The sequence below is a fragment of the Caballeronia sp. INML1 genome (assembly GCF_023631085.1).
Taxonomy (GTDB): Bacteria; Pseudomonadota; Gammaproteobacteria; order Burkholderiales; family Burkholderiaceae; genus Caballeronia; species Caballeronia turbans.
Window position 1 is genome coordinate 22,818 of the sequence record NZ_JALQDT010000001.1, and the last position, 25,634, is coordinate 48,451.

Sequence of the window (25,634 nt, forward strand, 5' to 3'; positions counted from 1 at the left end):
TAAAAACAACACGCAGTAATGGCTCCCGCGACTTCCGCTGAGATTCTCCAGCGCTTCGAGAACTTGAACGTCTGGCGGCGCGGCGATGTACGCGCGCCGCATAAGCCGTTGCTCGTGCTTCTCGCACTCGGCTTGTTCGTTCGGGATATCCGCGTCATTCCGTTCATCGAATATGGCAGTTCGCTGACCGACTTGCTACGCGAGTTCGGTCCGCAACGGCAAACGTACTACCCCGAGCTTCCATTTCTGCATCTCCGTAGCGACCACGTCTGGCAGGTGGCGATTCACGGCACATGCGACGAACTCGTTCTGCGCGTCCATTTGACGAAGACGCAACTACGCGAACTGAATGCGACCGGGCGATTTCCGGACGACGTTCAGCAATGCTTCGACGAAGATCCCCGCCGCATCGCGACGGTCGCGCGACTTCTGCTCGACAGGCATTTTCCAGAGAGCGTCCATCGCGACATACTGGACGCGACCGGACTTTCGCTCGACGTTTCCGTGCCCGCCACGCAAAGGCGTGATCCGATGTTCCGCGGCCAGGTTCTGACCGCATATCAATATCGCTGCGCGCTGTGCGATCTCGACGTGCGCATCGGCAATATGTCGGTCGGTCTCGAGGCCGCGCATATCAAATGGCATCAGGCGCACGGACCCGACGTCGTCGCTAACGGCGTCGCGTTGTGCTGCATGCATCACAAGCTTTTCGACCTTGGCGCCTTCACCCTGGGCGACGATCGACGCGTTCTCGTATCGGACGCAGCTTACGGATCTTCGCGCCAATTCGATGAAATCCTGCTGCGGCACCATGGGCGTCAGATGAACGCCCCGGTTCACGCGGAAGATCATCCTTCGGGCGACTTCATCGTCTGGCATCGCGCGCAGGTCTTCAAGGGACGCGCGAGGCCGATCTAGGCCGCCTTCAACGGCAACCAGATCTCCGTCACCAAATCCGCCGGCGCCGTCTCCCTCGGATCGCTGACATACACCTCGAACACGGGCGCGTCGCCGGTTTCTCGTCCCGATTTTGGCAGCCATTCGCCATAAAGCCACTGATACGCGAAGCAAAGCTGCGCATACGGCCCGACATGCGTGAGCACCGCAAAGTCTCCGCCCGCGACTTCCATGCGCGACACCGGCGCTTCGAATCTCACGGAGTCCGGCTCGAACAGTTCACAACACGCCATCGACCGAAGTTCATCATCAGCCACGGCCGCCGGATCATCGAAATAAATGCCGAGCGAACGCGCGCGAGGATCGATCAACCCGCGCATCGCGAGCCAATGAAACAGCAGTTCAAACGCCCGCCCGATGTTCATATACGACCCGCGATGTGCCATCGCGGCGACGGCGAAACCCTTCCGGGTACGAATATCGACCTGATGCATCGCGGTATCTCCTGATCGGGCTTCATCGAAAGGAACAAACATCGAAGCGCCGCCTTCGTTGCGAAATTGCCCAGGCGCCATCCGGTAGCTCGCCTGAAACGCCCGCGAAAACGCCTGCACGCTGCCATACCCGGCTCGCTCGGCGATGGAATCGATGGGCACGCCGCCGTGCACGAGCTCATTTGCCGCGCGATGCAACCGCAACCGCCGCACGGTTGCAGCCGCAGTCTCCCGATAAAACGCGTGATAGATCCGATGCCAGTGATAAGGCGACAAACAGGCCACCTCCGCGAGCCGATTGAGATCGAGCTCATCATCGAGATGGTCGTGGATATACGCGACCACGCGCGCGAGCCGCGCCTCGTAGAGCTTGCTGCTCATGGTTCGCTCCGGAAAGTAGACTCGATGCAAAGCAAAGTAGCACGACCGGCTTTAGCATTTCTTGCGGACTTGCGCGGACCGCGCCGGTGCGAGAGACGCGTACACTTTCGCCTTTGGGCGCACGAACGCGCCACGAACCAGAGAAATTCGCATATGTTCACCTGTCGAAACCAGTCCTGCGGCGCCGAGTGGGCCCTGTCGGATGTCGTTATCAAGAACGAGGGCCAAGGCCTGCTGTTCCGCTGCCCGATGTGCGGCGCGCGCAACTACGTGACGCGCAACGATGCCGACGACGGCACCGCCACGTACGAGCAGGTCACTGAAATCCCGCCGCGCGGAACACGCTGAAATCATGACGACCGAAACCTCCTTCAGCAGTCTGCCGCTCTCACCGGCGATGCAGTCGAACCTGCAGCAACTCGGCTATCTGTCGATGACGCCGATCCAGGCGGCAAGCCTGCCGCCGGCGCTCGCGGGCCAGGATCTCATCGCGCAGGCCAAAACGGGCAGCGGCAAGACGGCGGCCTTTACCCTGCCGCTGCTCTCCAGGCTCGACGCGAGCCAGTTCGACGTGCAAGCGCTCGTCTTATGCCCGACACGCGAACTCGCCGATCAGGTCACGCAGGAAATCCGCCGCCTCGCGCGCGCGGAAGAGAACGTGAAAGTGCTGACGCTGTGCGGCGGCACGCCGATGCGCCCGCAGATCGCGAGCCTGGAGCACGGCGCGCACATCATCGTGGGGACGCCTGGCCGCATCATGGATCACCTCGACCGGGGCACGCTCGCGCTCGACGCCGTGCGCACGCTCGTCCTCGACGAAGCCGACCGCATGCTCGACATGGGCTTCTTCGACGATATCGCGTCAGTTGCGCGGAAATGCCCGAAGGATCGCCAGACCTTGCTGTTCTCGGCGACGTATCCCGAGGGCATCGCGAAACTGAGCCAGCAATTCCTGCGCAATCCGCGCGAGATCAAGCTCACCGAACAGCACAGCAACGCGAAAATCAAGCAGCGCTTCTATCAGGTCGAGGATCACGAGCGCCTGCACGCGGTCGGCCTGCTCCTCGATCACTACCGTCCGGTGAGCACGCTCGCGTTCTGCAACACGAAGCAGCAGTGCCGCGACCTGCTCGACGTGCTGCGCGCGCAAGGCTTCGAAGCGCTGACGCTGCACGGCGAGCTGGAGCAACGCGAACGCGACCAGGTGCTCGTGCAGTTCGCGAATCGCAGTTGCTCGGTGCTCGTCGCAACCGATGTCGCCGCGCGCGGCCTCGACATCTCGCAACTCGAAGCAGTGATCAACGTCGATGTGACGCCGGATCCGGAAGTGCACGTGCATCGAATCGGCCGCACGGGACGCGGGGACGAAGAGGGCTGGGCGCTGTCGCTCGCGAGCATGGACGAGATGGGACGCGTCGGCTCGATCGAACAGGCGCAGCGCGCGGAAGTGGAATGGCATCCGCTCGACGAACTGACATCGGCGGAACCGGGTCACCTGAAGCCGCCAATGGCGACGCTGCAAATCCTCGGCGGCCGCAAGGACAAGATCCGCCCGGGTGACGTGCTCGGCGCGCTCACCGGCGAAGCGGGCTTCGACGGCAAGCAGATCGGCAAGATCAACGTGATGGATATGGTGACGTACGTGGCCGTCGAGCGAAACGTCGCGGACGAAGCGGTGCGCAAGCTGGGCGCGGGCAAGCTCAAGGGCCGCAAGGTGAAAGTGCGGAGAATGTGAGCGCGCTCAGGTTTCGCGCGACGGCTCTCCGACGATTCGTTCAGACGACGGATGGCGCGTCACCAGCCGCAGACCGCTTGCAATACTGCCCGCGCCCGCGAACGCCGCACCGAGCGACAGCGCGAGCGCCGGGCCATGCTTTCCGGCGATGCTGAAGCACAGCGCGACGAGCGCCGCGCCTGTCGCCTGCCCGATGAGACGCGATGTGGCGATCGTGCCGCTGGCACCGCCGCTGCGTTCACGCGGCGCGCTCGACATGAACGCCTTCAGATTCGGCGACTGAAAGAACCCGAAGCCCGCGCCGCAGATCGCCATTCGGATGCAGATCTCCAGCGCGTGCGGCTGGGCCGGCAGCATCGCGAGCGACACCATCCCGACGCACAGAATGGCCAATCCGACGCCGCCGAGCAAGCCGGGCGCGTGGCGATCGGAGAGGCGTCCCGCGATGGGCGCCATCAGCGCGACGAGCGCGGACCACGGCGTCATCAGAAATCCCGTTTCGACCTGGCTGCGGCCCAGCACGCTTTCGAAAAAGAACGGCAGTGACACGAACGCGAGCCCTTGCGCCGCGAACGAGCAGATGGCGGTCATCGTCGAGAGCGCGAACATCGGGCGGCGAAAGAGATCGACGGGCAACATCGGCGCGGGATGGCCGCGTTCGCGTCGCAGCAGAAGAACGCCCGCGAGCAGCGCGACGCCGAAAGCCGTCAGCACCGTATGAGCCGGCGCGCGCTGGGACGCTTCGCCGAGCGCGAAAATCAGCGACGCAAACGTGACGACGTTGAGCAGGGCCGCGACGCGATCGAAGCCGTGCTCGGCTCGTTTGGTCTGCGGCAGCGACGGCCACGCGATCATCAGCGCGAACACGCCGACGGGCAGGTTGACCGCGAAGAGCCACGGCCAGGTGCCGAGCGAGAGCACGATCGACGCGACCGTCGGCCCGACCGCGAACGCGATGCCGACGACGAGCGCATTCAGCCCGACGCCGCGCCCCAGCCGATGCGGCGGGAAGATCGCGCTGATGAGCGCCGCGTTGACGCTCATGATCGCGCTCGCGCCGAGGCCTTGCAGCAGGCGTGCGGCGACGAGCGTCGGCAGCGACCACGAGAAAGCGCATATCGCCGAGGCGATGAGAAACAGGACGAGCCCGCCGAGATAGACGCGCCGATGGCCGAGGATGCCGCCGAGCGCCGCGAGGGGAAGCAGGGTCGCGACCATCGCGAGTTGATACGCGTTGATGATCCAGACCGACGCGGCGGGCGTCGTATGCAAATCGGCGGCGATGGCGGGCAGCGCGGTATTGGCGATCGCGGTGTCGAGCGTCGCGAGCGCGACCGAGAGCAGGATCGCGGCCATGCCGCGGCGCTCGAGCGGGGTCATCGGGGCGTCGGGATCGTGCGGCAGAGTTTGGGGGCGTTCTTCGGTGGGCACGGCGGGATTCCGGATGTAAGCGAACGGAGAATAATCCGAAACGATACGGGAAGATGGCCGGTTTTGCTGCGCCGATGCGCGGGAGCTTTCAAAGCGGTGTCAGCGGTTATGCTTTGCGCACGAGTATCGAAGGAGACCAGGGATGACCATTCGAATAGTCAGATTGGGGACGCCGCGCGCGGAGGATGAAGGGTTGCGCATCGGCACGGTGCGCCGGCCGCCGCGCGGGGTGCCGAAGGCCGAATTTGCGAAGCGTGATTTTTATGATGTGTGGTATCCGGTGCTGTCGCCGACGCAGGAACTCGTCACGGAAGCGCTTCACGCCGAAGACGAGAAGGCGTGGCGCGCGTTCGTGAAGAAGTTCAAGGCGCAGATGGCGGAGCCGGATGCCAGCAAGACGCTCGATCTGCTCGCGGCGCTGTCGCATCGGACGAATATGTCGGTTGGATGTTATTGCGAGGATGAGGCGAGGTGTCATCGCTCGGTGTTGCGCGAGTTGTTGACGGCGCGTGGGGCGGATGTGATTTGACGCGGAAATGAAAAAGGGCTGCGCGTTGCGCAGCCCTTCGAATCTGGTGGTGGGGCGTGAGTGACTCGAACACTCGACCTACGGATTAAGAGTCCGCTGCTCTACCAACTGAGCTAACGCCCCAACAGAAACGAAATTATAGCGGCAGCTTTTGCAGAAGCGCAAGCCCCCGGCCCCAAAAATTCTTAACTTTCCGACGAAGCCCTCCGAGAGGCGCATCCGCACGCACGGCACGGCCCGGTATCATGACGCATCCTTCAAAACCATGAAGCCTGCCAATCAAAAAGGAACCATGGACGAAACCGCCATCAGCGCGCTGCTCGACAGTATCCTGGCCCCGTGGGTCAAGGAACTTCGGCTCGTGCCCGAATCAGTCGCCGAGAACGCCGTCACATTGCGCTTGCCGTATTCGGACCACTTGCGCCACGCGGGCGGCGTCATCTGCGGACAGGTCTTCATGGCCGCGGCGGATACCGCGATGGTCGTCGCCGTCTCGCACGTCATGGGCGGCTTCGTCCCGATGACCACCGTGTCCCTCAACACGACCTTCATGCGACCGGTGAAAGCCGGCGACGTGCTGATCACCGCCCACATCCAGCGTCGCGGGCGCAACCTCGTCTTCGGGGAAATCGACATCCACGATGACGAGGGCGAACTCGCCGCTCACGCGACCACCACCTACGCGCTCATCAACAAGTAAATGTTCGACCAAGTCGTATTCGCCGGCGGGGGAAACCGCTGCTGGTGGCAAGCCGGTTTCTGGGACGTGATCCGGCCGGAACTGGATCTCAAACCGCGCATCATCGCCGGTATTTCGGCGGGTGCGGCCACCGCCTGCATGCTCTACACGAACGAGTCGCGCTGGGTCATGGACTACTACGCCCACGCGCTGCGCGACAACACGCGCAACGCCTACTGGGGCAACCTGCTGCGCCGGCAATCCGTGTTTCCGCATTACCGCATCTATCGACAGGCGCTGCTCGACATCTTCGCGGACCGTTTCCATGAGCTCGCGAACGCGCCCGAGATTCGCATCGGCGTGTCGCATCTGCCGCGCTGGCTCGGCGCGCGCAGCGCAGTCGCGGCGGGGCTGATCGCATACAACATCGAGAAATATGTCCGCAAGACGCTTCACCCGACGCTCGGTCAGGCGCTCGGTTTTCATCCCGAATTCGTGAAAGCGCAGGAGTGCGCGACGATCGAAGATCTCGCCGATCTCATCCTGCAATCGTCGAGCACGCCGCCGTTCACGCCGATCCTGCGACGCAACGGCCGTCCCGTCCTCGACGGCGGCATGGTCGACAACGTCCCGGTCGCCGCGCTCGATGCGTCGCCGGGTGTCGTTCTCGTGATGGTCACGCGCCTGTATCCGCGCGAGCGCATGTTCGTCGTGCCGCACGGCGAGCAGAAGCGCATCTACATCCAGCCATCGCGCAAGGTGCCGATTTCGAGCTGGGACTATACGAGCCCGTCCCAGATGCAACATGCTTATGACCTGGGCCGCGCGGACGGCGAGGATTTTCTCGAGCGCTTGCCGCGTCTGATGGAAACCGCTTCGCATCCCGCTTGAGGAGCAGACCGTGACGAAGAAGCATACGTACGAACTGACCGTCGACTGGACCGGCAATCTCGGTTCCGGCACATCGGCTTACGACGCGTATTCGCGGGATCATCTGGTGCGCGTCGGCACGAAGGCGGCGATCGAGGCGTCGAGCGATCCGGCGTTTCGCGGCGACCCCGCCCGCCACAATCCCGAGGAGCTGTTCGTGGCGTCTTTGTCGTCGTGCCACATGCTCTGGTATCTGCACTTGTGCGCGACGAACAAGATCGTCGTCACGGGTTATGTCGATGAAGCCATCGGCACGATGCAGGAGGAGTCAAAGGGCGAAGGGCGCTTCGTCGATGTGCTGTTGCGTCCGCGCGTGACCATCGGCGCGGGGGGCAATGTCGATCTCGCGGCGCGCCTGCACGAGGAGGCGCATCGCTTCTGTTTCATCGCGAACTCGGTGAATTTTCTCGTGCGATGCGAGCCGTCGATCGAGATGTCGACCGTCTGAATCCGACACTCAGCGGCGGCGCGCGTGCTGAAGCGCTTCCTTGTTGAAGACGCTCGACGTATCGCCCGCATCGAAGGCGAGGATGTTTCTGAACGCCGCGCCGAAATACAGTTCGTAACTTTCGCGCTCCACATATCCGATGTGCGGCGTGCAGATCACGTTCTCGAGTCGCAGCAATCCGTAACCTTGCAGAATCGGCTCGCTCTCGAAAACGTCGACGGCAACCATGCCCGGCCGGTTGTGATGCAGCGAGTTGAGCAGCGCGTTCTCTTCGAGCAGCTCGGCGCGGCTCGTGTTGACGAAGAGCGCCGTGGGCTTCATGCGCATCAGGTCGTCTTGCTTGACGATGCCCGCCGTCTCATCGGTCAGGCGCAGATGCAGCGTCAGCACGTCGCTCTGTTCGAAAAGCGCCTCGCGGCTTTCAACGACCGCGAAGCCATCTTCGCGTGCCGCGCTCTGCGAATGCTCGCGCCCGTAGACGAGCACGTTCATCCCGAACGCTTTCCCGTACCCCGCCACCAGCTTGCCGATTTTGCCGTATCCCCAGATGCCGAGCGTTTGCCCGCGCAGCACCTGACCGAGGCCGAAGTTCGGCGGCAGCGCGGACGTCTTCAGCCCGGACTGCTGCCACGCGCCTTGCTTCAGGTTCGCGACGTATTGCGGAATGCGCCGCTGCGCCGACATGATGAGCGCCCACGTCAGCTCGGCGGGCGCCACCGGCGAGCCCGTGCCTTCCAGCACCGCGATGCCGCGTTCCGTACAGGCATCTATGTCGATATGACCGCCGCCCGCGCGTCCCGTCTGGCTGATCATGCGCAGCTTGGGGCACTTGTCGAGCAATTGAGAGCTGATGCGCGTGCGTTCGCGAATGAGCACGAGCGCATCCACTTCAGATAGCCGGCTCGCCAACTGCCCGAGACCACGCACCGTGTTATTGAAGACCTTCACCTCATGGTCATCGAGCAGATGGAAGCAATCGAGCTTCCGGACGGCATCCTGGTAGTCGTCGAGAATGGCGATTTTCATGGGCTTTGATTGGCTTTTGTTGGGCATCAAACGTGCTGCTTTTTTATGGAGGGCGAGAATGGAGTACTTAAATTCGGGTAAATACCGATAAATTGCGCTCTTTTGCGCTTTATTGCGCTGCATCACAGAGTTCGCGCGCCGCGGTGTTATGCTTGACTCCCCTTTTTTCCGGGAGCGTCATACGGCGGCGCGATGACGGAAAGATAATCCGCGCAACTTGCGGAAAACACGATGATCCGCGAAGAGACAGGCCACTTAGTATCTCTTTTTAACAGTTTGTTCCTTTGCGACGCAAGCCGCGAAGGATTACGGTTGCTGTGTAAAGAATTCAGGCCCGTGACGCCGCATTGGCTCGCGAACCGCAATTCGTGCGATGAAAGCGCGTAACAGAAGTGCACGGATGCGCCCGGCGGTTCGAGTCGCAACGCCTCTCGCATGCAGCGTCAGTTGGGCGATTGGTTTTCATTGCAGAAGAACGGAGACAGCTCGATGAACCAGCCCGCAGTAGTCGAAGACACCAATAAAAATGCCGTCGATATCAAAGCGCCGGCCTATGTCCGGCACCGAAGACTCATCGAATGGGTGCAGCAAATCGCGGCCCTGACCAAACCGGACCGCGTCGAATGGTGCGACGGTTCGCAGGAAGAATACGACCGGCTCTGCCAGCAGATGGTCGAAGCCGGCACGATGAAGAAGCTCAACCCCGAGAAGCGCCCGAATTCGTTCCTCGCGTGTTCCGATCCGTCGGACGTGGCGCGGGTCGAAGACCGCACGTTCATCTGCTCAGAGCGCCGTGAGGATGCCGGCCCGACGAACAACTGGATCGATCCGCAAGACATGCGCGTCACGCTCGAAGGCCTGTTCGACGGCTCGATGCGCGGCCGCACGATGTACGTCGTGCCGTTCTCGATGGGCCCGCTCGGCTCGCCGATCGCGCACATCGGCGTCGAATTGTCGGATAGCCCGTATGTCGTCACGAACATGCGCATCATGACGCGCATGGGCCGCGCCGTGTATGACGTGCTGGGCGCGGACGGCGAGTTCGTGCCGTGCGTGCATTCGGTCGGCGCGCCGCTCGCGCACGGCCGCAAGGACGTGCCCTGGCCGTGCAACGACACGAAATACATCGTCCATTTTCCCGAATCGCGTGAAATCTGGAGCTTCGGCTCGGGCTATGGCGGCAACGCGCTGCTTGGCAAGAAGTGCTTCGCGCTGCGCATCGCATCGACGATGGGTCGCGATGAAGGCTGGCTCGCCGAGCACATGCTGATTCTCGGCGTGACATCGCCGCAAGGGCGCAAGTATCACGTCGCGGCGGCGTTCCCGTCGGCGTGCGGCAAGACCAATTTCGCGATGCTGATCCCGCCGAGCGATCTCAACGGCTGGAAAGTGACGACGATCGGCGACGATATCGCGTGGATCAAGCCGGGTCGGGACGGCCGGCTCTACGCGATCAATCCGGAAGCGGGCTATTTCGGCGTCGCGCCCGGCACGAGCGAAAAGACCAATTTCAACGCGATGGCGACGCTGAAGGAAAACGTGATTTTCACGAACGTCGCGCTGACCGATGACGGTGACGTCTGGTGGGAAGGCATGACCGACACGCCGCCCGCGCATCTGATCGACTGGCAGGGCCGCGACTGGACGCCCGAAATCGCGAAGGAAACGGGAGCCAAGGCCGCGCATCCGAACGCGCGTTTCACGGCGCCGGCCTCGCAATGTCCGTCGATCGACCCGGACTGGGAGAATCCGGCCGGCGTGCCGATCGACGCGTTCATCTTCGGCGGTCGCCGCTCGAACACGGTGCCGCTCGTCACCGAGGCGCGCGACTGGAAGGAAGGCGTCTATATGGCCGCCACGATGGGCTCCGAAACCACTGCCGCCGCCGCGGGCCAGCAGGGTGTCGTGCGCCGCGATCCGTTCGCGATGCTGCCGTTCTGCGGCTACAACATGGCCGACTACTTCGGCCACTGGCTGAAGATGGGCGAGCGCCTCGAAGCGATGCACGCGAAGGCGCCGAAGTTCTTCTGCGTCAACTGGTTCCGCAAAGGCGACGATGGCAAGTTCGTGTGGCCGGGCTTCGGCGAGAACATGCGCGTGCTGAACTGGATGATCGGTCGCGTCGAGGGCACAGCGAAGGGCGAAGAGCACGCGTTCGGCATTTCGCCGGGCTATGAGGACATCGACTGGGGCGCGCTCGGCTTCACGCGCGAGCAGTTCGAGCAGGTCATATCGGTCAACGACGCCGCCTGGCGCGACGAACTCGCGCTGCACGACGAACTGTTCACCAAGTTGCAGCACGGTTTGCCGCAAGCGCTGACCGAGGCCAAGGCCGGAATGGAGAAGCGTCTCGCCGCGTGAATGAATCGGCCGGCGCGTGTATGCGCTGGGGTTGTCTCATAAACTGAATCAATCCCCATATTTCGGGCTCGCATCTGCGGGCCCGTTTCTTTGTTGCCTACACCGTCAAAATTGACGCGGCCACTAATTTCAGTATTTCGTCCATCGGAGTTTGCTTAACCGAGTGTTGTGCGAATGACAACAGTCGGTGATCTTTCATCCGCGTAAGACGTCTAACTGCCAGATTTTTTTCGACTTTCTAGCCCTTCCCGGCAACTTCTGCACGAAAGCGCCGGTCCTAGGATAATCCTGAATTGCTTTGCAGCAGAATTCGAGCCGTCTAGCGGCAGGAGTTGTCTTATGGATCATTTGCAGTCGATGAGAGTGTTCGTCCGCGTCGCGGATCTCGGGAGTTTCGCCCGGGCCGCCAGCGCGATGGACATCTCCAACGCGGTAGCTACGCGCCACGTCGCGGACCTGGAAGGCCGCCTCGGCACGCGCTTGCTCAACCGCACGACGCGCAGCCTCTCGCTCACCGAGTCCGGTCAGGTGTATCTGGAACGGGCGCGGCAGATTCTCGACGAACTGGAAGACGTCGAACAGATGGTGGTTGCGCGCAATCACGAACCGCTCGGTTCGTTGAGGATCGTCGCGCCTGTGGTGTTCGGTCTGCATAATCTCGCGCCTGTCTTGCAGACGTACGCGCAGCGCTATCCGAAGGTCGTGCCGGACGTGACTTTGGTGGACCGTCAGGTCGATCTGGTCGAGGAAGGTTTCGATGTCGGCATCGTTATCGCGCGGCAGGTGAAGAGCGCGAGCGTCGTCACGCGACGCCTGACGACCGGTTGCATGACCGTCTGCGCGACGCCCGCGTATCTGGAAACGCACGGCACGCCGACGCGTCCCGAGCATCTGCTCGAGCATCCGTGTCTGAGCCTGCCCGCCGAATACTGGGGCGACGAGCGTGTGTTCACAGGGCCGGATGGTGAAGTGCGTGTGCGGCCGCAGAACGTGATCATCGCGAACAACACCGAGATGCTGCGGCAGTTCGCGCTGCTCGGCATGGGCATCGCGATTCTGCCGAGCTATCTGATCGGCAACGACACGACACGCGGCCAGCTCGTGCGCCTGCTTGGCGACTATCAATTGCCGCAGGTCGAGATCAACGTCGCGTATCCGAGCCGCCGTCATTTGCCGGCGAAAGTGCGCACGTTTATCGATCATCTCGTCGAGCATTTCAGCCAGACGCCGAATCATCAGCTCGGCGAGCAGTGGATTCGCGATGGCCGCGGCAGGCCGGGTTCGCATCCCCACTATGAGCAGGCCGAGGAAGCCGCGATTGCCGCGCCGCGCTCACGGCCGATCGACGGTGAACTGGCACCGAAGCTGTCGAAGCCTTCGCGACCGCGAGGGCGCCTGCCGGCGGCTTCTCCCTTCTGAAGGGCTCGCGCCAGGCGCAAATGAAAAACCCCCGCGAAGCGATTCGCGGGGGTTTTTCTCTTTAGCCGGCAAAACGGGGGATCAGCTCGCCTTCTTCGCCGCGGTCTTTTTCGCTGGGGCCTTTTTCGCGGGCGCTTTCTTCGCTGCGGTCTTCGCCGACGTGGTCTTGGCGGCCACCGCGACATCGCTGTCGCCGCTTTCGTCGCCGCTATCGGCTGGCGCTTCGGTGGCCGCGCCGCGCTTACCCGCCGTCTTCGCTGCCGGCTTGCCTTCCTTCTTCTCGAACTCGAAGCCGATCTTGCCGTCCGGCTGCTTCACGAGAAACGCCTTGAAGTTGCGCCCGGTGCGCGACGACTTGAAGTTCGTCAGCAGATCCGTGCGGCCTTCATTGAGCAGCTTTTCCATCTGCTCGCGGCTGATTTCCTGTTGAAGAATCACCTTGCCTGAGCGGAAGTCGCACGTTTTCGGATTCGACACCGAGTTTTCGCACACATAGCTCATGCCGTGCTCGAATACGCGCGATTGGCACTTGGGACACGCGCCGACCGGCGTTTGCTCGGAGAAATCAGGCGGTTCGCCGTCTTCGCCGCCGGAATCCTGCCCGAAGTCGAATTCGAGCTTGTAGTTCTTGATCTCGTCGTCGAATGAAAGTTTGAGAATGGCGGAGAACGGCCGGCCCATTTTGCTGCGGAATCCCGACAGCGGTCCGATGGTTTTCTCGCGCAGCAACTCCTCGACTTCCGGGATTTCGAATTGTCGGCCGCCTGGAATCTTCGAGATCGAGAACTCGCACTTCGTGCACGCAAAGCGGCGATAGTTTTCCTTAACCTGCGCGCCGCAGTTCGGGCACGGCGTTTCGAGCGTCGCGTAATCGCCGGGAATCGTGTCGGAGTCGTATTCCTTCGCGCGTTTGACGATGGTCTGCGTCATGCGCGCGATTTCCTGCATGAACGCATCGCGGTGCAGGTTGCCGCGCTCCATCTGCGAAAGCTTGTGTTCCCACTGGCCGGTCAATTCGGGCGCGGTCAGCTCCTCGACGCCCAGGCCCCGGAGCAACGTCATCAACTGGAACGCCTTGGCTGTCGGAATGAGCTCGCGGCCTTCGCGCACCATATATTTCTCGCCGAGCAGCCCTTCGATGATCGCCGCGCGCGTGGCCGGCGTGCCGAGGCCCTTCGCGGCCATCGCGTCGCGCAACTCTTCGTCTTCGACGAGCTTGCCCGCGCCTTCCATCGCCGAAAGCAGCGACGCTTCGTTGTAGCGCGCGGGCGGCTTGGTCACGAGACCGTGCGCCTGAACCTTCTCGACATCGACCTTTTCGTTCTTTTGCACCGGCACGAGATTGCCTTCTTCGCCCGCGGCTTCGCGGCCGTAGACCTGCAGCCAGCCCGGCTCGACGAGCACCTTGCCTTCCGTCTTGAAGTGATGCCCCGACACTTCGGTGATGCGCGTGGTCACGAGATATTCCGCCGCCGGGAAGAACACCGACAGGAAACGCTTGACGACGAGGTCGTACAGCTTCTGCTCGGGTTCCGACAGCGACTTCGGCGCCTGCAGCGTCGGGATGATCGCGAAGTGATCGCTGATTTTCGAATTATCGAAAATGCGCTTGTTCGGTTTCACCCAGCCCTTGTCGAGCACCTGCTTCGCGAACGGCAGATAGTTGTTGCTCTCCTTGAGCATGGTCAGGGTGTCCTTGACCGTGTTCAGGTAGTCCTCGGGCAGCGCGCGTGCATCGGTACGCGGATAGGTCAGGACCTTGTGCTTCTCATACAGCGCCTGCGCGAGTCCGAGCGTGTTCTTCGCCGAAAAGCCGAAGCGGCCATTGGCTTCGCGCTGCAAGCTGGTCAGATCGAAGAGAAGCGGCGACATCTGCGTCGACGGCTTCGATTCCTCGGTCACGACGCCGGTCTTGCCGCGGCACGCAGCGACCACCGTTTCCGCGGCCGCGAGACTCCACAGGCGCGAATCGCGCTGCTCGGGGTCGTTTTCGACGCGCTTGAACTTCGGGTCGAACCAGCGGCCTTCATAAAGGCCCTTCGCGGCGATGAACTCCGCGCGCACTTCCCAGTAATCGCGCGGAACAAAGCGGCGAATTTTCTCTTCACGTTCGACGACGATCGACAACGTAGGCGTCTGAACTCGACCGACGGTCGTCAGAAAAAAGCCGCCGCCCTTGCTGTTGAACGCGGTCATCGCGCGCGTGCCGTTGATGCCCACGAGCCAGTCCGCTTCCGAACGGCAGCGCGCCGCATCGGCGAGCGGCTGCATGTCGGCATCACTGCGCAGGTTCGCGAAGCCTTCTCGGATCGCGGCGGGCGTCATGGATTGCAGCCACAGGCGTTGCACCGGCTGCTTCGCCTTCGCGTGCTGCGCGATCAGGCGGAAGATCAGCTCACCTTCGCGCCCCGCGTCACATGCGTTGATGAGGCGGTCGACATCCTTGCGCTTCATCAGTTTCGTCAGCACCTTCAGGCGCGACTCGCTCTTCGCGATCGGATTCAGGTCGAAATGCGGCGGAATCACCGGCAGATTGGCGAAGCTCCATTTGCCGCGCTTGACGTCGTACTCTTCCGGCGCGGCAATCTCTAGCAGGTGGCCGACCGCGGACGAGAGCACGTAGTCGTCGCTCTCGTAGTACTCGTCATGCTTGGTGAAGCCGCCCAGCGCACGCGCGATGTCGTTCGCGACGGAGGGCTTCTCAGCGATGATCAGGGCTTTGGACATGACTCAAAAGGTTGGTAACTGGCAGCGGCCCGGTTTGGACTGCTTTAACGACCGCTTTATAGCACACGCTTTGCGCGGCAGGCGTCGAAGCTGGAATCGGGGCGTTTCAATATCTGGCTCGAAAAGCGCACAGCGAGAGGCGCAAAACGCGCGTTTCGCGTGCGTCGTATTCAGGCCGCAGCAAGCGCCGGGCGCAGTTTCGGCGCGCCGACCATGCCCGGCAGCGCGGTCAGATCGGTCAGCATCCGCTCGACGATCGACACTTGCGGCAGCACCGTGCCGAAAAACCGCGTCGTGACGGCGTCCTCGATCAGGATGGTAGGAAAATTTTCGACGTCGAGGTCGTCGAAGCGATCGGCGTGGTTCTCGATATCGATCCAGGCGAAGCAGATTTCCGGATGCGCGGCCGCCAGCCTGTCGAACCCTTCGCGATATTCGCGGCAGGTCCCGCACCATTCCGCGCACAGGCAGGCGACGAACAGCGTGCCAGGCACGGCGATGCGCTCCGCGATGCGGTCGGCATCGGTATCGAGATTCAGCGCAGACATGGCGGGTGCGAAATCCTTTATTGGTATCGGCTGCGGGGGAGGCTCATTTTTCCGCGAATGTAGCACGACGCGGCGTCACGAGCGCTCCACCGCCGCGTAGCGGCCGCCTCCGAGCGCGGCCACATGGCCCGACAGTTCGAGTTGCAGGAGCGCGCCCTGAAGTGCCGCGCCGTCCAGATCGGTGCGCATCGCGAGAATTTCAAGCGTCGCGGGTGCGTGGCCGAGTGCGCCGAGAACGCGCCCGGCATCGCCGCTGATCGGGCATTCGACGCCTGCCGAACTCGCCGATGCCCACGACGCGCTGACCGGACGCGGCTTTGCGCGTTTCGCCGCTGCGGTAGCCGCGCGCGCTGTTGCCGGCGGGAAACCGAACTCCTCGAGCACTTCTTCCGGCGTTTCGACGAGCTTCGCGCCCTGCTTGATCAGCCGATGACAACCTTGCGAAAGCGGTGCGTGAATCGAGCCGGGAATCGCGAAGACATCGCGCCCCATTTCGTTGGCGAGCCGGGCGGTGATGAGCGAGCCGGAACGCATCGCGGCCTCGACGATCAGCACGCCGCTCGACATTCCCGCGATCAGCCTGTTTCTTTGCGGAAAATTGGCGGAACGCGCCGGCGTGCCGAGCGGCCATTCGGCGAGGATCGCGCCGTCGCGGGCGATCTCATGGGCGAGCGTGTGATGCGCCGCCGGGTACACCAGATCGGCGCCCGTGCCGATCACCGAGACCGTGCCCGTGGCGCCCTCCAGCGCGCCGCGATGCGCGGATGCGTCGATGCCGAGCGCGAGACCGGACACCACGGATAGTCCCGCATCCGACAGCGCGCGGGCGAAGCGGCGCGCGTCTTCGAGTCCTTGCGGCGTGGCATGCCGGCTCCCGACAATGGCCACCGCGCGCACCTGAAGCAGATCGAGCCGGCCTTTCGCGTAGAGCAGCGGCGGCGGATCCGGCATCGTGAGAAGCGCCCGCGGATAGGTCGCGTCGGCGAGCGTCAGAATGTGATTACCCGGTTCGGACGCCCACGCCAGAACCGCTTCAATATAGTCATCGAACTGAACGCCTTCGATATCCTCCGGTGGCGCGAGCACGGCTTCGGCGGCGCGGGCATCGGCGGTTTCGGCGAGCGACGCGAAACTCTCCGACAAAACTTCGCGCGGACCGCCGAACGCACCGAGCAGCGTGCGCAGCGCGAGCGGCCGCAGCCCCTTCGCATGCGCGAGCCGCAGCCACGCGCGCAGTTCGTCGGCGTCGAGTATCGGGGCGGTGTCCCCGGTCGGCAGGTCGGCGGTCGTCATGTTAAGATTTTTGATCCGGAACAGATAAAGAAAGGTCGCTCAGGCGTGGTCCAAAGCCCGACGCGACGCCCATTGGCCGCTTGCCGGCGGCGTTGAATCCACTGGATTCGCCCGCATATCTTCGGCAGGCCGCCACTCACCCGCAACCTGGCCGAATGGCCGATTTACACGCGCCGCGGCGCGCGTAGACAATCCGAATCATGGCTCTGCTCAAGATACTCAACTACCCGGACAAGCGGCTGAACAAGGTGGCGAAGCCCGTCGCCGTGGTCGACGACCGCATCCGCAAGCTCGTCGCCGACATGGCCGAGACGATGTACGCCGCGCCCGGCGTCGGCCTCGCCGCGACGCAGGTGGACGTGCATGAGCGCGTGATCGTGATCGATGTCTCCGACGCGCACGACCAGCTCATGGTGTTGATCAACCCTGAGCTCGTCTGGACGAGCGACCAGAAGAAGGAGTGGGAAGAGGGTTGTCTCTCGGTGCCCGGCATTTACGATTTCGTCGAGCGCCCGGATAAAGTGCGCGTGAAGGCGCTGAACGAGAAGGGCGAAACCTTCGAGCTCGATTGCGACGGCCTGCTCGCGGTCTGTATTCAGCACGAGATGGATCACCTGGCAGGGCATGTGTTCGTCGAATATCTGTCGCAGCTCAAGCAGACGCGCATCCGCGGCAAGATGAAGAAGCTGGAAAAGGCGCTGTAACTGATGACTCAGTCGTTGCGCGTGGTTTTCGCCGGTACGCCGGAATTCGCTGCGGCCGCGCTTGCGGCCATTCACGCGGCGGGATTTTCCGTGCCGCTCGTGCTTACGCAGCCCGACCGGCCGGCCGGACGCGGCATGAAGTTGACCGCGAGCCCGGTCAAGCGCTTCGCGGTCGAGCATGGCCTGAAGGTCGCACAGCCCACTTCGCTGCGGCGCGCGGGCAAATATCCGCAAGAGGCGGCGGAGGCCATCGACCTTCTGCGGGCAACGCCGCACGACGTCATGGTCGTCGCCGCTTACGGGCTGATCCTGCCGCAAGAAGTGCTCGATATTCCGCCGCGCGGCGCCATCAACATCCACGCGTCGCTGTTGCCGCGCTGGCGTGGCGCTGCGCCGATCCATCGCGCGATCGAAGCGGGCGACGCCGAAACCGGCATCACGCTCATGCAGATGGACGCCGGCCTCGACACCGGCGCCATGATCCGCGAAGCGCGCACGCCAATTCTCGCCGACGACACCACGGCCACCCTGCACGACCGGCTCGCGCGAATCGGCGCGGAGTTGATCGTCGCGGGGCTGCGTGATCTCGAGCGTGACGGCTCGCTCCCGTCCACGCCACAGCCGGAAGACGGCACGACTTACGCCGAAAAGATCGCCAAGAACGAGGCCGCGCTCGATTGGCGGCGTCCCGCAGAAGAACTGGCGCGCCAGATTCGCGCGTTCGATCCGTTTCCCGGCGCGTTCGGCACGCTCGAGAACGCTGCGATCAAGATCTGGGCCGCGCATCCCGTCGATGTGTCGTCACGCGCGGAGCCCGGCACCATCGCCGAGGTTTCGTCGGACGGTATCGTCGTGATTTGCGGCGGCGGCGCGCTCAAGCTCACGCAATTGCAAAAACCCGGCGGCAAACGCCTGCCGGTGCGCGAATTCCTCGCGGGCGCGTCGCTCGCGAAAGGTCAGCGTTTCGCGTTTCCGGAAGCCGCTCGACAGTAAGGACGCCGCGACGGGCGCAGCGCTAAAATAAAGCGCTTTCCGCGCGTTCCGTCTGTCTGGAGTGTTCGATGCTCGGCATCACCGGTTTTACCTTCTTCGTCATCGCCGTATTTCTTCTCAACGTCACGCCCGGTCCCGACACCGCGTATATCGTCGGGCGCAGCGTCGCGCAAGGGCGTGGCGCGGGCATCGTGTCGGCGCTCGGTATTTCGGCCGGCTGCATCGTCCATACGCTCGCGTGCGCGTTCGGTTTGACGGCGATCCTCGCCGCATCGGCGACTGCGTTCACGGTCATCAAGATCGCCGGCGCGATCTATCTGATTTACCTCGGCGTGCGCCTCATTCTCGCGAAGCATGACGATGCGACCGCCGCGCGTCAGGCGCACGCCAGCGAGAAAGCCACGCCGAAATCGCTGCTTCAGCTTTTCGCGCAAGGTTTCGTCACGAATGTGCTCAATCCGAAGGTCGTGTTGTTCTTCGTGTCGTTCTTTCCGCAATTCGTCGCTGCGGAAAGCCAGCACAAGACGCTCGCGTTCCTCGCGCTCGGCATCGTTTTCATCGCCATGAGCACGGTCTGGAACAGCTTCGTCGCATGGATCGCGGGCAGCGTCACGGAGCGCTTCGCGGGCAAATCAGGCGTGAAGAAGTGGCTGGACCGCGGCGTCGGCAGCGCGTTCGTCGGCCTCGGCATCAAGCTCGCGACTTCGCATCGATAAATCGCGCAATGGCGGATTGAATTATTGACGGGCGCCGCTATCTAACATTTTGCTTACAATCGTCGTTCCGGTCATGTCGGCCGGGACAACCGCGCACTTCGCGCAGCGTATTCCGGGAGAGGAGTTCCAGCAATGTTCAACTGGGTCAAAACCGCGATGCTGATGGCTGCGATCACGGCCCTCTTTGTCGTGATCGGCGGTGTGATCGGCGGATCGAAGGGCATGATGCTCGCGCTGATCATCGCGCTCGGCATGAATTTCTTTTCGTACTGGTTCTCGGACAAGCTGGTCCTGCGCATGTACAACGCGCAGGAAGTCGACGAGACCACTGCGCCGCAGTTCTATCGCATGGTGCGCGAGCTCGCCGCGCGCGCTCAATTGCCGATGCCGCGCGTCTACCTGATCAACGAAGACGCGCCGAACGCGTTCGCCACGGGCCGCAACCCGGAGCACGCGGCGGTCGCGGCGACCACGGGCATTCTGCGCGTGCTGTCGGAGCGCGAAATGCGAGGCGTGATGGCGCACGAACTGGCGCACGTGAAGCACCGCGATATCCTGATCTCGACGATCTCCGCGACGATGGCCGGCGCGATCTCGGCACTCGCCAACTTCGCAATGTTCTTCGGCGGCCGCGACGACGAAGGCCGTCCGTCGAATCCGATCGCGAGCATTCTGGTGGCGATTCTCGCGCCGATCGCGGGCGCGTTGATCCAGATGGCGATTTCCCGTGCGCGCGAGTTCGAAGCCGATCGCGGCGGCGCCGAGATTTCAGGGGACCCGCAAGCGCTCGCGAGCGCGCTGGAAAAGATTCACGCTTACGCAACCGGCGTGCCGTTCCCGACAGCGGAAGCGCACCCGGCGACCGCGCAGATGATGATCATGAATCCGCTCTCGGGCGGCGGCATCGCGAATCTGTTCTCGACGCACCCGGCGACGGAAGAGCGCGTCGCACGTCTGATGGAAATGGCGCGCACGGGCCGCATCTGACGCTAACGAAGTCGTAGCGAAGGCCGTTCCGGGTTGCGCCGGAACGGCCTTTTTGCTGGTCCTCGGCAGCCCGTCCGGGCGCGCAATCCCCGCACGTTACAATCCTCGTTCGCGCAAGCCGTCCGCTTGCCGCTCGACCGTTCCCGTTTTCGCCATGACCGACAAGCCTCCCCGGCGGCACGCCGCCGCGCATACCCGCCTGAGCGCCCTCCGTCTCGCGCCCGATTCGCTCGCGTTCGCGCTCGATTGCGCGGCGCAGGCCGTGGGCGCGGTGCGCGCAGGCTCGGCGTTGCCGGCCGCGCTGCAGACGGTCATCGCGTCGGCGAAGCATGCGGAGGCGCGCGGGGCGGTGCAGGACATCGCGTATCGCGCGATGCGCCGTCTCGCCCTTGCCGATTCGCTCCTGCACAAGCTCGTGAAGAAGGCGCCGCCGCCGCATGTGGCGAATATGCTGGTCTGCGCGTTCACGCTGTTGACCGACGACGAAGCGCACGCGGCGTATGCGCCGTTCACCGTCGTCGATCAGGCGGTGAGCGCGATCGCGGCGCGGCGCGAGTTCGCGTTCGCGAAGGGGCTGGTCAACGCGGTGTTGCGCAACTTCCTGCGCGAGCGCGAAGCGCTCATCGACGAAGCGCGCCGGGATCCCGTCGCGCGCTGGAATTATCCGCAATGGTGGATCGACGCCGTAAAGCGCGGACAACCCGATGCCTGGGAGCGCATTCTCGAAGCGGGCAACGCGCAAGGGCCGCTTACGTTGCGCGTGAATGCGCGTCACGCCACTGTCGATCAATATCTCGCGCGCCTGAAAGACGCGCATATCGAAGCCGAAGCCGCGGGCCTCCACGCGGTGCGCCTGAAGACGCCGATGTCCGTCGATCGCATTCCGGGCTTCGACGAAGGCGTCGTGTCGGTGCAGGACGCGGGCGCGCAACGCGCGGCGCAACTACTCGACGTGAAAGACGGCATGCGCGTGCTCGACGCGTGCGCCGCGCCGGGCGGCAAGACCGGGCATATCCTCGAACTCGCGACCGTCGATCTCATCGCGCTCGAAAGCGATGCCGAGCGCTCGGGCCGCATCGAGCAGAATCTGAAGCGCCTCAAGCTCGAGGCGCAAATCAAAGTGGGTGACGCGGGCGATCCCGCGCAATGGTTCGACGGCGCGCCGTTCGATCGCATTCTCGCCGATGTGCCGTGCTCGGCATCGGGCATCGTGCGCCGTCATCCGGACATCCGGTGGCTGCGGCGCCCATCGGACATCGATGCGCTCGTCGCCGAGCAGCGGCGCATCGTGAGCGCGCTGTGGCCGCTCGTCGCGAAGGGCGGCGAATTGCTTTACGTGACATGCTCCATCTTTCCCGAGGAAGGCGAACAACAGGCCCGCTGGTTTGGAGCCGCGCATGAAGATGCGGTACGATTGGACGCGCCGGGGCAATTGTTACCGACAGCGGCGCGCACGAGCGCGGGCGCGGTGCAGGCCTCACCAGACGGTACAAATCTCGCGAACCCGGATCGGGACGCCGAGACCTTAGCGGACCACGACGGATTCTTCTACGCGCGCTTTCAGAAACGGTGACGATCAAACGCTTCTTTCCGCTTCGGCTCGCGGCCGTCATCTGGACTGCGCTGACGCTCTGGCTGGCATTCGCCGCAGCCGACCCCGCGTTTGCCGAAACGATCGCCGTGCAACGCGCGTCGCTGCAAGCGGACAACGCCGGCTGGAGTCTCGACGCACATTTCGACTTCGACCTGAACAACAGCCTCGAAGATGCCGTGAACCGCAGCGTGCCGCTTTATTTCACGATCGATTTCAACCTGTCGAGGCCGCGCTGGTACTGGTTCGACGAAGAGCCGGTCAACGTGTCGCAGAGCATCCGCCTTTCCTATCAGCCGCTCACGAACGAATATCGTGTATCGACGGGCGGGCTGCAATTGCGTTTCGCATCGCTCAACGAGGCGCTCGCGGTCATCAGGCACGTGACCTCGTGGCACGTGATCGACCGGAACCAGGTGCGTGGCGGCGAAACCTATACCGCATCGGTGCGCATGCAGCTCGACATCGCACTCATGCCCAAGCCGTTCCAGATCGACGCGGTGAATAACCGCGACTGGAACCTTTCCTCGGACTGGAAGCGTTTTACTTTTACGGCGGCAGAACGTGCGAAATAGATTTCGACGCGGCCGCACGGACATGAAGAGTCTCATCGTCCGCTTGCTGGTCTCCACGGTGGCGCTCACGGCGGTTCTGCTGCTCGTGATGCTCGCGCTCGCGAGTGCGAACACGGAATTCTTCGACCGCTACTACGGCTGGCTCTATGCCGCGAACGTTGCGGTGGCGGTCGTCTTCATGCTGATCGTCATCGCCCTGTTCATCATCATCGTGTCGCGGGTCAGGCAAGGGCGCTTCGGCACGCGATTGCTCGCGAAGCTCGCGTTGATCTTCGCGCTCGTCGGCGTCGTGCCGGGCGTGATCATCTACGTGGTGTCCTACCAGTTCGTGTCGCGCAGTATCGAATCGTGGTTCGACGTGAACGTCGAGACGGCGCTGTCATCGGGCCTGACGCTCGGCCGCGGCATGCTCGAAACCTCGCTCGCCGATTTCAAGGGACGCGGCCGGCAGATGAGCGATCAGCTCGCGAGCGCCGATCCATCGAGTCTCACGCTATCGCTCTTGCGCCTGCGCGATCAATACGGCGTGCAGGACGCAGTCGTGTTCGAGCGCCCGCGCGATCAGTACAACCGCGAGGATCTCGCGTCGAACAACAGTTCGCTGCGCGTGCCGGGGCTTCGCACGGTCGCGCAGGCGTCGGGCAATTACTACGCCCTGCTGCCGACCAACGAGCCGACCAGCGCGATGCTGAGGGAGGCGCAGGATCATCCGTATGGCGCGATCGAAGGCGAGATAGACGGCGATCCGAAATCGAATGGACCGAAGGGCGCGCTGCGTCTGCGCGTGGTCACGAAGATTCCGGATCCCACGACCACGACCGAATTCCAGCATGTCGATCGCTTTCTGCAGATCGAGCAGCCCGTGAGTCAGGAGCTCGCGCGCAATGCCGACGCCGTGCAGCGCGCGTATCGCGAGTATCAGGAAAAGCGGCTCGGGCGCACGGGCTTGCGCAAGATGTATATCGGCACGCTGACGCTCGCGCTCTTCCTCGCGACCTTCATCGCGATGATGCTCGCGCTCGCGCTCGGCAATCAGCTCGCGCGGCCGCTGTTCCTGCTCGCGCAAGGCACGAAAGAAGTGGCCGAAGGCGACTACACGCCCAAGCGAGAGATCAATTCGCGCGACGAACTGGGCTTTCTCACGCAGTCCTTCAACGCGATGACGCGCCAGCTTTCCGAGGCGCGCGCGGCGGTCGAGAACAATCGCGTCGCGCTGGAGCATTCGAAGGCGTATCTCGAAAGCATCCTTGCGAATCTGACGGCGGGCGTGTTCGTGTTCGACCGGCAGTTCCGCTTGACCACCGCGAATCGCGGCGCGGAGCGCATCTTCCGCCAGCCGTTCAACGCGTTGCTCAATCAGCCGCTCGATCAGATCGGCGTGCTCGCCGAACTCGGCGCGATGGTGAAGAAGGCCTTCGCCGAACGCGATGCGGCCGAGGTCGGCAGCGGACATCCGCTTGGCGATCGAGGCCACTGGCAGCAGCAGGTCGCCGTGTCGGTGCCCGGCGAGAACGAGCCGCTCACGCTCCTCGTGCGCGGCACGCAGTTGCTGAGCGTGACCGAAAGCGATGCCGACGATGCCGAAACGACCGGCTACGTCGTCGTGTTCGATGACATCTCGGACGTGATCTCCGCGCAGCGCTCGGTCGCGTGGGGCGAAGTCGCGCGGCGTCTCGCGCACGAGATCAAGAATCCGCTCACGCCGATTCAGCTTTCCGCCGAACGCTTGCAGATGAAGCTCGCGGACAAGCTCGCGCCGCCCGACGCGGAGGTGCTCAAGCGAGCGTCGACGACCATCGTCAATCAGGTGCAGGCGATGAAGCAGATGGTCGACGACTTCCGCGAATACGCGCGCACGCCGCCCGCGGTGCTCGGCAATCTGCAACTGAACGATCTCGTCGCGGAAGTGCTGACGTTGTACGGCATCGAAGATGGCAAGACGCCGATCAAGGTGGATCTCGCGAAGCTGCCCGTGATTCGCGGTGACGCGACGCAGATCCGCCAGGTGATCCACAACCTGTTGCAGAACGCGCAGGACGCGGTGGCGGATGTCGCGGAGCCACGCGTGCTGCTCGAAACGAGGACAGTAGAATATGGCGAGCCCGATGCATCGGGTCATGCGCGTGTCGCGGTTCGCCTCACTGTCTCGGATAACGGCTCGGGTTTTCCGGCGCGAATCCTTTCGCGTGCTTTCGAGCCTTACGTGACGACCAAGGCGAAGGGCACGGGCCTGGGACTTGCAACGGTGAAGAAGATCGTCGACGAGCACGGCGCGCGCATCGACATACGCAACCGCTCGAAGACAGCGGATGTGATCGAAGGCGCGCAGATATCGATTCTGTTTCTACAACTCGCGGACGATACCGCGGCGCCCGGCGCAACGCCTCCGGCGGCCGGTGCGGCGGCGAATCACGGAACGACAAAAGCAACAGTGCAGACAAGGGCAGCGTAAATGGCAACCATCCTGGTGGTAGACGATGAAATGGGGATCCGGGAACTGCTCTCCGAGATCCTGAGCGACGAAGGCCACGTTGTTGATGTAGCGGAAAACGCGCAGCATGCGCGCGACTATCGCCTGCAGCAAACGCCCGACCTCGTTTTGCTCGACATCTGGATGCCCGATACCGACGGCGTGACCCTGCTCAAGGAGTGGGCCGCGCAGGGCAAGCTCACGATGCCGGTCATCATGATGTCGGGTCACGCGACCATCGACACGGCTGTCGAAGCGACGAAGATCGGCGCGCTCAACTTCCTCGAGAAGCCGATCGCGCTACAGAAGCTCCTGAAGGCCGTCGAGCAGGGGCTCGCGCACGGCACCGCAGCGGCGCCCGTGACGACGCTAGCCAAGCCTCCGGCGAGCGCGATGGCATCGGGGGTGCCTGTGGCGGCCGCGCTGCCGACGGCGTCGGCGCTGAACGCATCGGGCGAAGCGGGAGCGGGCGGCGCGACGCAGAATCAGGCGGGGCAGACGGCATCCATCTCGTTCGATATCCCGTTGCGCGATGCACGCGATGCGTTCGAGCGCGCGTACTTCGAGTATCACCTGGCGCGCGAGAACGGCAGCATGACGCGCGTCGCCGAGAAGACGGGGCTCGAGCGCACGCATCTCTATCGCAAGCTCAAGCAACTGGGCGTCGATCTCGGAAAGAACAAGAACGAGGTCTGAGCAA

General features: G+C 63.4%; 23 protein-coding genes and 1 tRNA gene. 17 read left to right on the forward strand and 7 right to left on the reverse strand.

Features of this window, described 5'->3' with window-relative positions; translation table 11 throughout:
* Positions 1-18 precede the first annotated feature (18 nt).
* Positions 19-918, forward strand: a complete 900-nt coding sequence (locus tag NCR38_RS00125) for a phosphorothioated DNA-binding restriction endonuclease (RefSeq protein WP_250476122.1) — start codon at positions 19-21, stop codon at positions 916-918.
* On the opposite strand, the gene NCR38_RS00130 is transcribed toward NCR38_RS00125, so the two are convergent.
* Positions 915-1,772: a GyrI-like domain-containing protein gene (locus NCR38_RS00130; protein WP_250476123.1), complete on the reverse strand. Its 858-nt coding sequence runs from the start codon at positions 1,770-1,772 to the stop codon at positions 915-917. The genes NCR38_RS00125 and NCR38_RS00130 overlap by 4 nt on opposite strands.
* Positions 1,773-1,925: 153 nt before the next feature.
* On the opposite strand from NCR38_RS00130, the gene NCR38_RS00135 reads away from it, so the two are divergent.
* Both NCR38_RS00135 and dbpA read left to right on the forward strand, forming a co-directional pair.
* A complete protein-coding gene (locus NCR38_RS00135; RefSeq protein WP_061116707.1) occupies positions 1,926-2,120 on the forward strand; it encodes a hypothetical protein in 195 nt (64 codons plus the stop codon).
* A gap of 4 nt (positions 2,121-2,124) precedes the next feature.
* The gene (gene dbpA / locus NCR38_RS00140) at positions 2,125-3,507 is read left to right on the forward strand and encodes an ATP-dependent RNA helicase DbpA (RefSeq protein ID WP_250476124.1); all 1,383 of its coding nucleotides are present in this window, start codon (positions 2,125-2,127) and stop codon (positions 3,505-3,507) included.
* A gap of 6 nt (positions 3,508-3,513) precedes the next feature.
* Here dbpA and NCR38_RS00145 read toward each other — a convergent pair whose 3' ends face one another.
* Positions 3,514-4,887 (reverse strand): MFS transporter, encoded by a 1,374-nt coding sequence (locus tag NCR38_RS00145; RefSeq protein ID WP_061116709.1) that lies wholly within the window; start codon positions 4,885-4,887, stop codon positions 3,514-3,516.
* Between the two features lie 193 nt (positions 4,888-5,080).
* On the opposite strand from NCR38_RS00145, the gene NCR38_RS00150 reads away from it, so the two are divergent.
* Positions 5,081-5,467, forward strand: coding sequence for a DUF488 domain-containing protein (locus NCR38_RS00150; RefSeq protein ID WP_250476125.1), 387 nt, complete (start codon positions 5,081-5,083; stop codon positions 5,465-5,467).
* Between the two features lie 47 nt (positions 5,468-5,514).
* Here NCR38_RS00150 and NCR38_RS00155 read toward each other — a convergent pair.
* Positions 5,515-5,590, reverse strand: a tRNA-Lys gene (locus NCR38_RS00155).
* A gap of 169 nt (positions 5,591-5,759) precedes the next feature.
* Here NCR38_RS00155 and NCR38_RS00160 point away from each other — a divergent pair.
* The 3 genes from NCR38_RS00160 to NCR38_RS00170 are packed head-to-tail and all read left to right on the forward strand — an operon-like array spanning position 5,760 to position 7,524.
* Entirely contained in the window at positions 5,760-6,167 is a 408-nt protein-coding gene (locus tag NCR38_RS00160; protein ID WP_250476184.1) for a PaaI family thioesterase, read from the forward strand.
* Positions 6,168-7,037 (forward strand): patatin-like phospholipase family protein, encoded by an 870-nt coding sequence (locus NCR38_RS00165; RefSeq protein ID WP_250476126.1) that lies wholly within the window; start codon positions 6,168-6,170, stop codon positions 7,035-7,037.
* A 10-nt stretch (positions 7,038-7,047) separates the two neighbouring features.
* The gene (locus NCR38_RS00170; RefSeq protein ID WP_250476127.1) at positions 7,048-7,524 is read left to right on the forward strand and encodes an OsmC family protein; all 477 of its coding nucleotides are present in this window, start codon (positions 7,048-7,050) and stop codon (positions 7,522-7,524) included.
* 9 nt (positions 7,525-7,533) lie between these two features.
* Here NCR38_RS00170 and NCR38_RS00175 read toward each other — a convergent pair whose 3' ends face one another.
* Positions 7,534-8,550, reverse strand: a complete 1,017-nt coding sequence (locus tag NCR38_RS00175; protein WP_061116714.1) for a D-2-hydroxyacid dehydrogenase family protein — start codon at positions 8,548-8,550, stop codon at positions 7,534-7,536.
* Between the two features lie 489 nt (positions 8,551-9,039).
* On the opposite strand from NCR38_RS00175, the gene NCR38_RS00180 reads away from it, so the two are divergent.
* Together NCR38_RS00180 and NCR38_RS00185 are read left to right on the forward strand one after the other, a co-directional pair.
* Positions 9,040-10,911: a phosphoenolpyruvate carboxykinase (GTP) gene (locus tag NCR38_RS00180; protein WP_250476128.1), complete on the forward strand. Its 1,872-nt coding sequence runs from the start codon at positions 9,040-9,042 to the stop codon at positions 10,909-10,911.
* 339 nt (positions 10,912-11,250) lie between these two features.
* The gene (locus tag NCR38_RS00185) at positions 11,251-12,330 is read left to right on the forward strand and encodes a LysR family transcriptional regulator (protein WP_061116715.1); all 1,080 of its coding nucleotides are present in this window, start codon (positions 11,251-11,253) and stop codon (positions 12,328-12,330) included.
* Between the two features lie 81 nt (positions 12,331-12,411).
* On the opposite strand, the gene NCR38_RS00190 is transcribed toward NCR38_RS00185, so the two are convergent.
* The 3 genes from NCR38_RS00190 to dprA all read right to left on the reverse strand — a co-directional run bounded on the left by NCR38_RS00190 (position 12,412) and on the right by dprA (position 16,898).
* Positions 12,412-15,057, reverse strand: a complete 2,646-nt coding sequence (locus tag NCR38_RS00190) for a DNA topoisomerase III (RefSeq protein ID WP_250476129.1) — start codon at positions 15,055-15,057, stop codon at positions 12,412-12,414.
* A 170-nt stretch (positions 15,058-15,227) separates the two neighbouring features.
* Positions 15,228-15,605, reverse strand: a complete 378-nt coding sequence (locus tag NCR38_RS00195; RefSeq protein WP_061116717.1) for a thioredoxin family protein — start codon at positions 15,603-15,605, stop codon at positions 15,228-15,230.
* 75 nt (positions 15,606-15,680) lie between these two features.
* Positions 15,681-16,898: a DNA-processing protein DprA gene (gene dprA / locus NCR38_RS00200; protein ID WP_250476130.1), complete on the reverse strand. Its 1,218-nt coding sequence runs from the start codon at positions 16,896-16,898 to the stop codon at positions 15,681-15,683.
* 200 nt (positions 16,899-17,098) lie between these two features.
* Between dprA and def the strand changes: the two genes are divergently transcribed.
* The 8 genes from def to esaR all read left to right on the forward strand — a co-directional run bounded on the left by def (position 17,099) and on the right by esaR (position 25,630).
* Positions 17,099-17,602 carry a peptide deformylase gene (def, locus tag NCR38_RS00205; protein ID WP_250476131.1) on the forward strand — a complete coding sequence of 168 codons (504 nt, stop codon included), beginning with the start codon at positions 17,099-17,101 and terminating at the stop codon, positions 17,600-17,602.
* 3 nt (positions 17,603-17,605) lie between these two features.
* Positions 17,606-18,595: a methionyl-tRNA formyltransferase gene (gene fmt / locus NCR38_RS00210; RefSeq protein WP_250476132.1), complete on the forward strand. Its 990-nt coding sequence runs from the start codon at positions 17,606-17,608 to the stop codon at positions 18,593-18,595.
* Positions 18,596-18,663: 68 nt separating this feature from the next.
* On the forward strand, positions 18,664-19,311 hold the full coding sequence (locus NCR38_RS00215) for a LysE family translocator (RefSeq protein ID WP_250476133.1): 648 nt from the start codon (positions 18,664-18,666) through the stop codon (positions 19,309-19,311).
* A 132-nt stretch (positions 19,312-19,443) separates the two neighbouring features.
* Positions 19,444-20,298 (forward strand): zinc metalloprotease HtpX, encoded by an 855-nt coding sequence (gene htpX / locus NCR38_RS00220; RefSeq protein ID WP_250476134.1) that lies wholly within the window; start codon positions 19,444-19,446, stop codon positions 20,296-20,298.
* 154 nt (positions 20,299-20,452) lie between these two features.
* The gene (gene rsmB / locus NCR38_RS00225; RefSeq protein WP_250476135.1) at positions 20,453-21,871 is read left to right on the forward strand and encodes a 16S rRNA (cytosine(967)-C(5))-methyltransferase RsmB; all 1,419 of its coding nucleotides are present in this window, start codon (positions 20,453-20,455) and stop codon (positions 21,869-21,871) included.
* Positions 21,868-22,464 carry a DUF4390 domain-containing protein gene (locus tag NCR38_RS00230; protein ID WP_061116724.1) on the forward strand — a complete coding sequence of 199 codons (597 nt, stop codon included), beginning with the start codon at positions 21,868-21,870 and terminating at the stop codon, positions 22,462-22,464. Before rsmB ends, NCR38_RS00230 begins: the two co-directional genes overlap by 4 nt.
* A 22-nt stretch (positions 22,465-22,486) precedes the next feature.
* Positions 22,487-24,916 carry a PAS domain-containing sensor histidine kinase gene (locus tag NCR38_RS00235; protein ID WP_061116725.1) on the forward strand — a complete coding sequence of 810 codons (2,430 nt, stop codon included), beginning with the start codon at positions 22,487-22,489 and terminating at the stop codon, positions 24,914-24,916.
* Positions 24,917-25,630: a response regulator transcription factor EsaR gene (gene esaR, locus NCR38_RS00240; protein ID WP_061116726.1), complete on the forward strand. Its 714-nt coding sequence runs from the start codon at positions 24,917-24,919 to the stop codon at positions 25,628-25,630.
* Positions 25,631-25,634 lie beyond the last annotated feature (4 nt).

Bases quoted from the DNA above. Each gene is read 5' to 3' on its own strand.
- NCR38_RS00125 (WP_250476122.1), top strand. From the start codon at position 19: ATGGCTCCCGCGACTTCCGCTGAGATTCTCCAGCGCTTCGAGAACTTG.
- NCR38_RS00130 (WP_250476123.1), bottom strand. From the start codon at position 1,772: ATGAGCAGCAAGCTCTACGAGGCGCGGCTCGCGCGCGTGGTCGCGTAT.
- NCR38_RS00135 (WP_061116707.1), top strand. From the start codon at position 1,926: ATGTTCACCTGTCGAAACCAGTCCTGCGGCGCCGAGTGGGCCCTGTCG.
- dbpA (WP_250476124.1), top strand. From the start codon at position 2,125: ATGACGACCGAAACCTCCTTCAGCAGTCTGCCGCTCTCACCGGCGATG.
- NCR38_RS00145 (WP_061116709.1), bottom strand. From the start codon at position 4,887: ATGACCCCGCTCGAGCGCCGCGGCATGGCCGCGATCCTGCTCTCGGTC.
- NCR38_RS00150 (WP_250476125.1), top strand. From the start codon at position 5,081: ATGACCATTCGAATAGTCAGATTGGGGACGCCGCGCGCGGAGGATGAA.
- NCR38_RS00160 (WP_250476184.1), top strand. From the start codon at position 5,760: ATGGACGAAACCGCCATCAGCGCGCTGCTCGACAGTATCCTGGCCCCG.
- NCR38_RS00165 (WP_250476126.1), top strand. From the start codon at position 6,168: ATGTTCGACCAAGTCGTATTCGCCGGCGGGGGAAACCGCTGCTGGTGG.
- NCR38_RS00175 (WP_061116714.1), bottom strand. From the start codon at position 8,550: ATGAAAATCGCCATTCTCGACGACTACCAGGATGCCGTCCGGAAGCTC.
- NCR38_RS00180 (WP_250476128.1), top strand. From the start codon at position 9,040: ATGAACCAGCCCGCAGTAGTCGAAGACACCAATAAAAATGCCGTCGAT.
- NCR38_RS00185 (WP_061116715.1), top strand. From the start codon at position 11,251: ATGGATCATTTGCAGTCGATGAGAGTGTTCGTCCGCGTCGCGGATCTC.
- NCR38_RS00190 (WP_250476129.1), bottom strand. From the start codon at position 15,057: ATGTCCAAAGCCCTGATCATCGCTGAGAAGCCCTCCGTCGCGAACGAC.
- NCR38_RS00195 (WP_061116717.1), bottom strand. From the start codon at position 15,605: ATGTCTGCGCTGAATCTCGATACCGATGCCGACCGCATCGCGGAGCGC.
- dprA (WP_250476130.1), bottom strand. From the start codon at position 16,898: ATGACGACCGCCGACCTGCCGACCGGGGACACCGCCCCGATACTCGAC.
- def (WP_250476131.1), top strand. From the start codon at position 17,099: ATGGCTCTGCTCAAGATACTCAACTACCCGGACAAGCGGCTGAACAAG.
- fmt (WP_250476132.1), top strand. From the start codon at position 17,606: ATGACTCAGTCGTTGCGCGTGGTTTTCGCCGGTACGCCGGAATTCGCT.
- NCR38_RS00215 (WP_250476133.1), top strand. From the start codon at position 18,664: ATGCTCGGCATCACCGGTTTTACCTTCTTCGTCATCGCCGTATTTCTT.
- htpX (WP_250476134.1), top strand. From the start codon at position 19,444: ATGTTCAACTGGGTCAAAACCGCGATGCTGATGGCTGCGATCACGGCC.
- rsmB (WP_250476135.1), top strand. From the start codon at position 20,453: ATGACCGACAAGCCTCCCCGGCGGCACGCCGCCGCGCATACCCGCCTG.
- NCR38_RS00235 (WP_061116725.1), top strand. From the start codon at position 22,487: ATGAAGAGTCTCATCGTCCGCTTGCTGGTCTCCACGGTGGCGCTCACG.
- esaR (WP_061116726.1), top strand. From the start codon at position 24,917: ATGGCAACCATCCTGGTGGTAGACGATGAAATGGGGATCCGGGAACTG.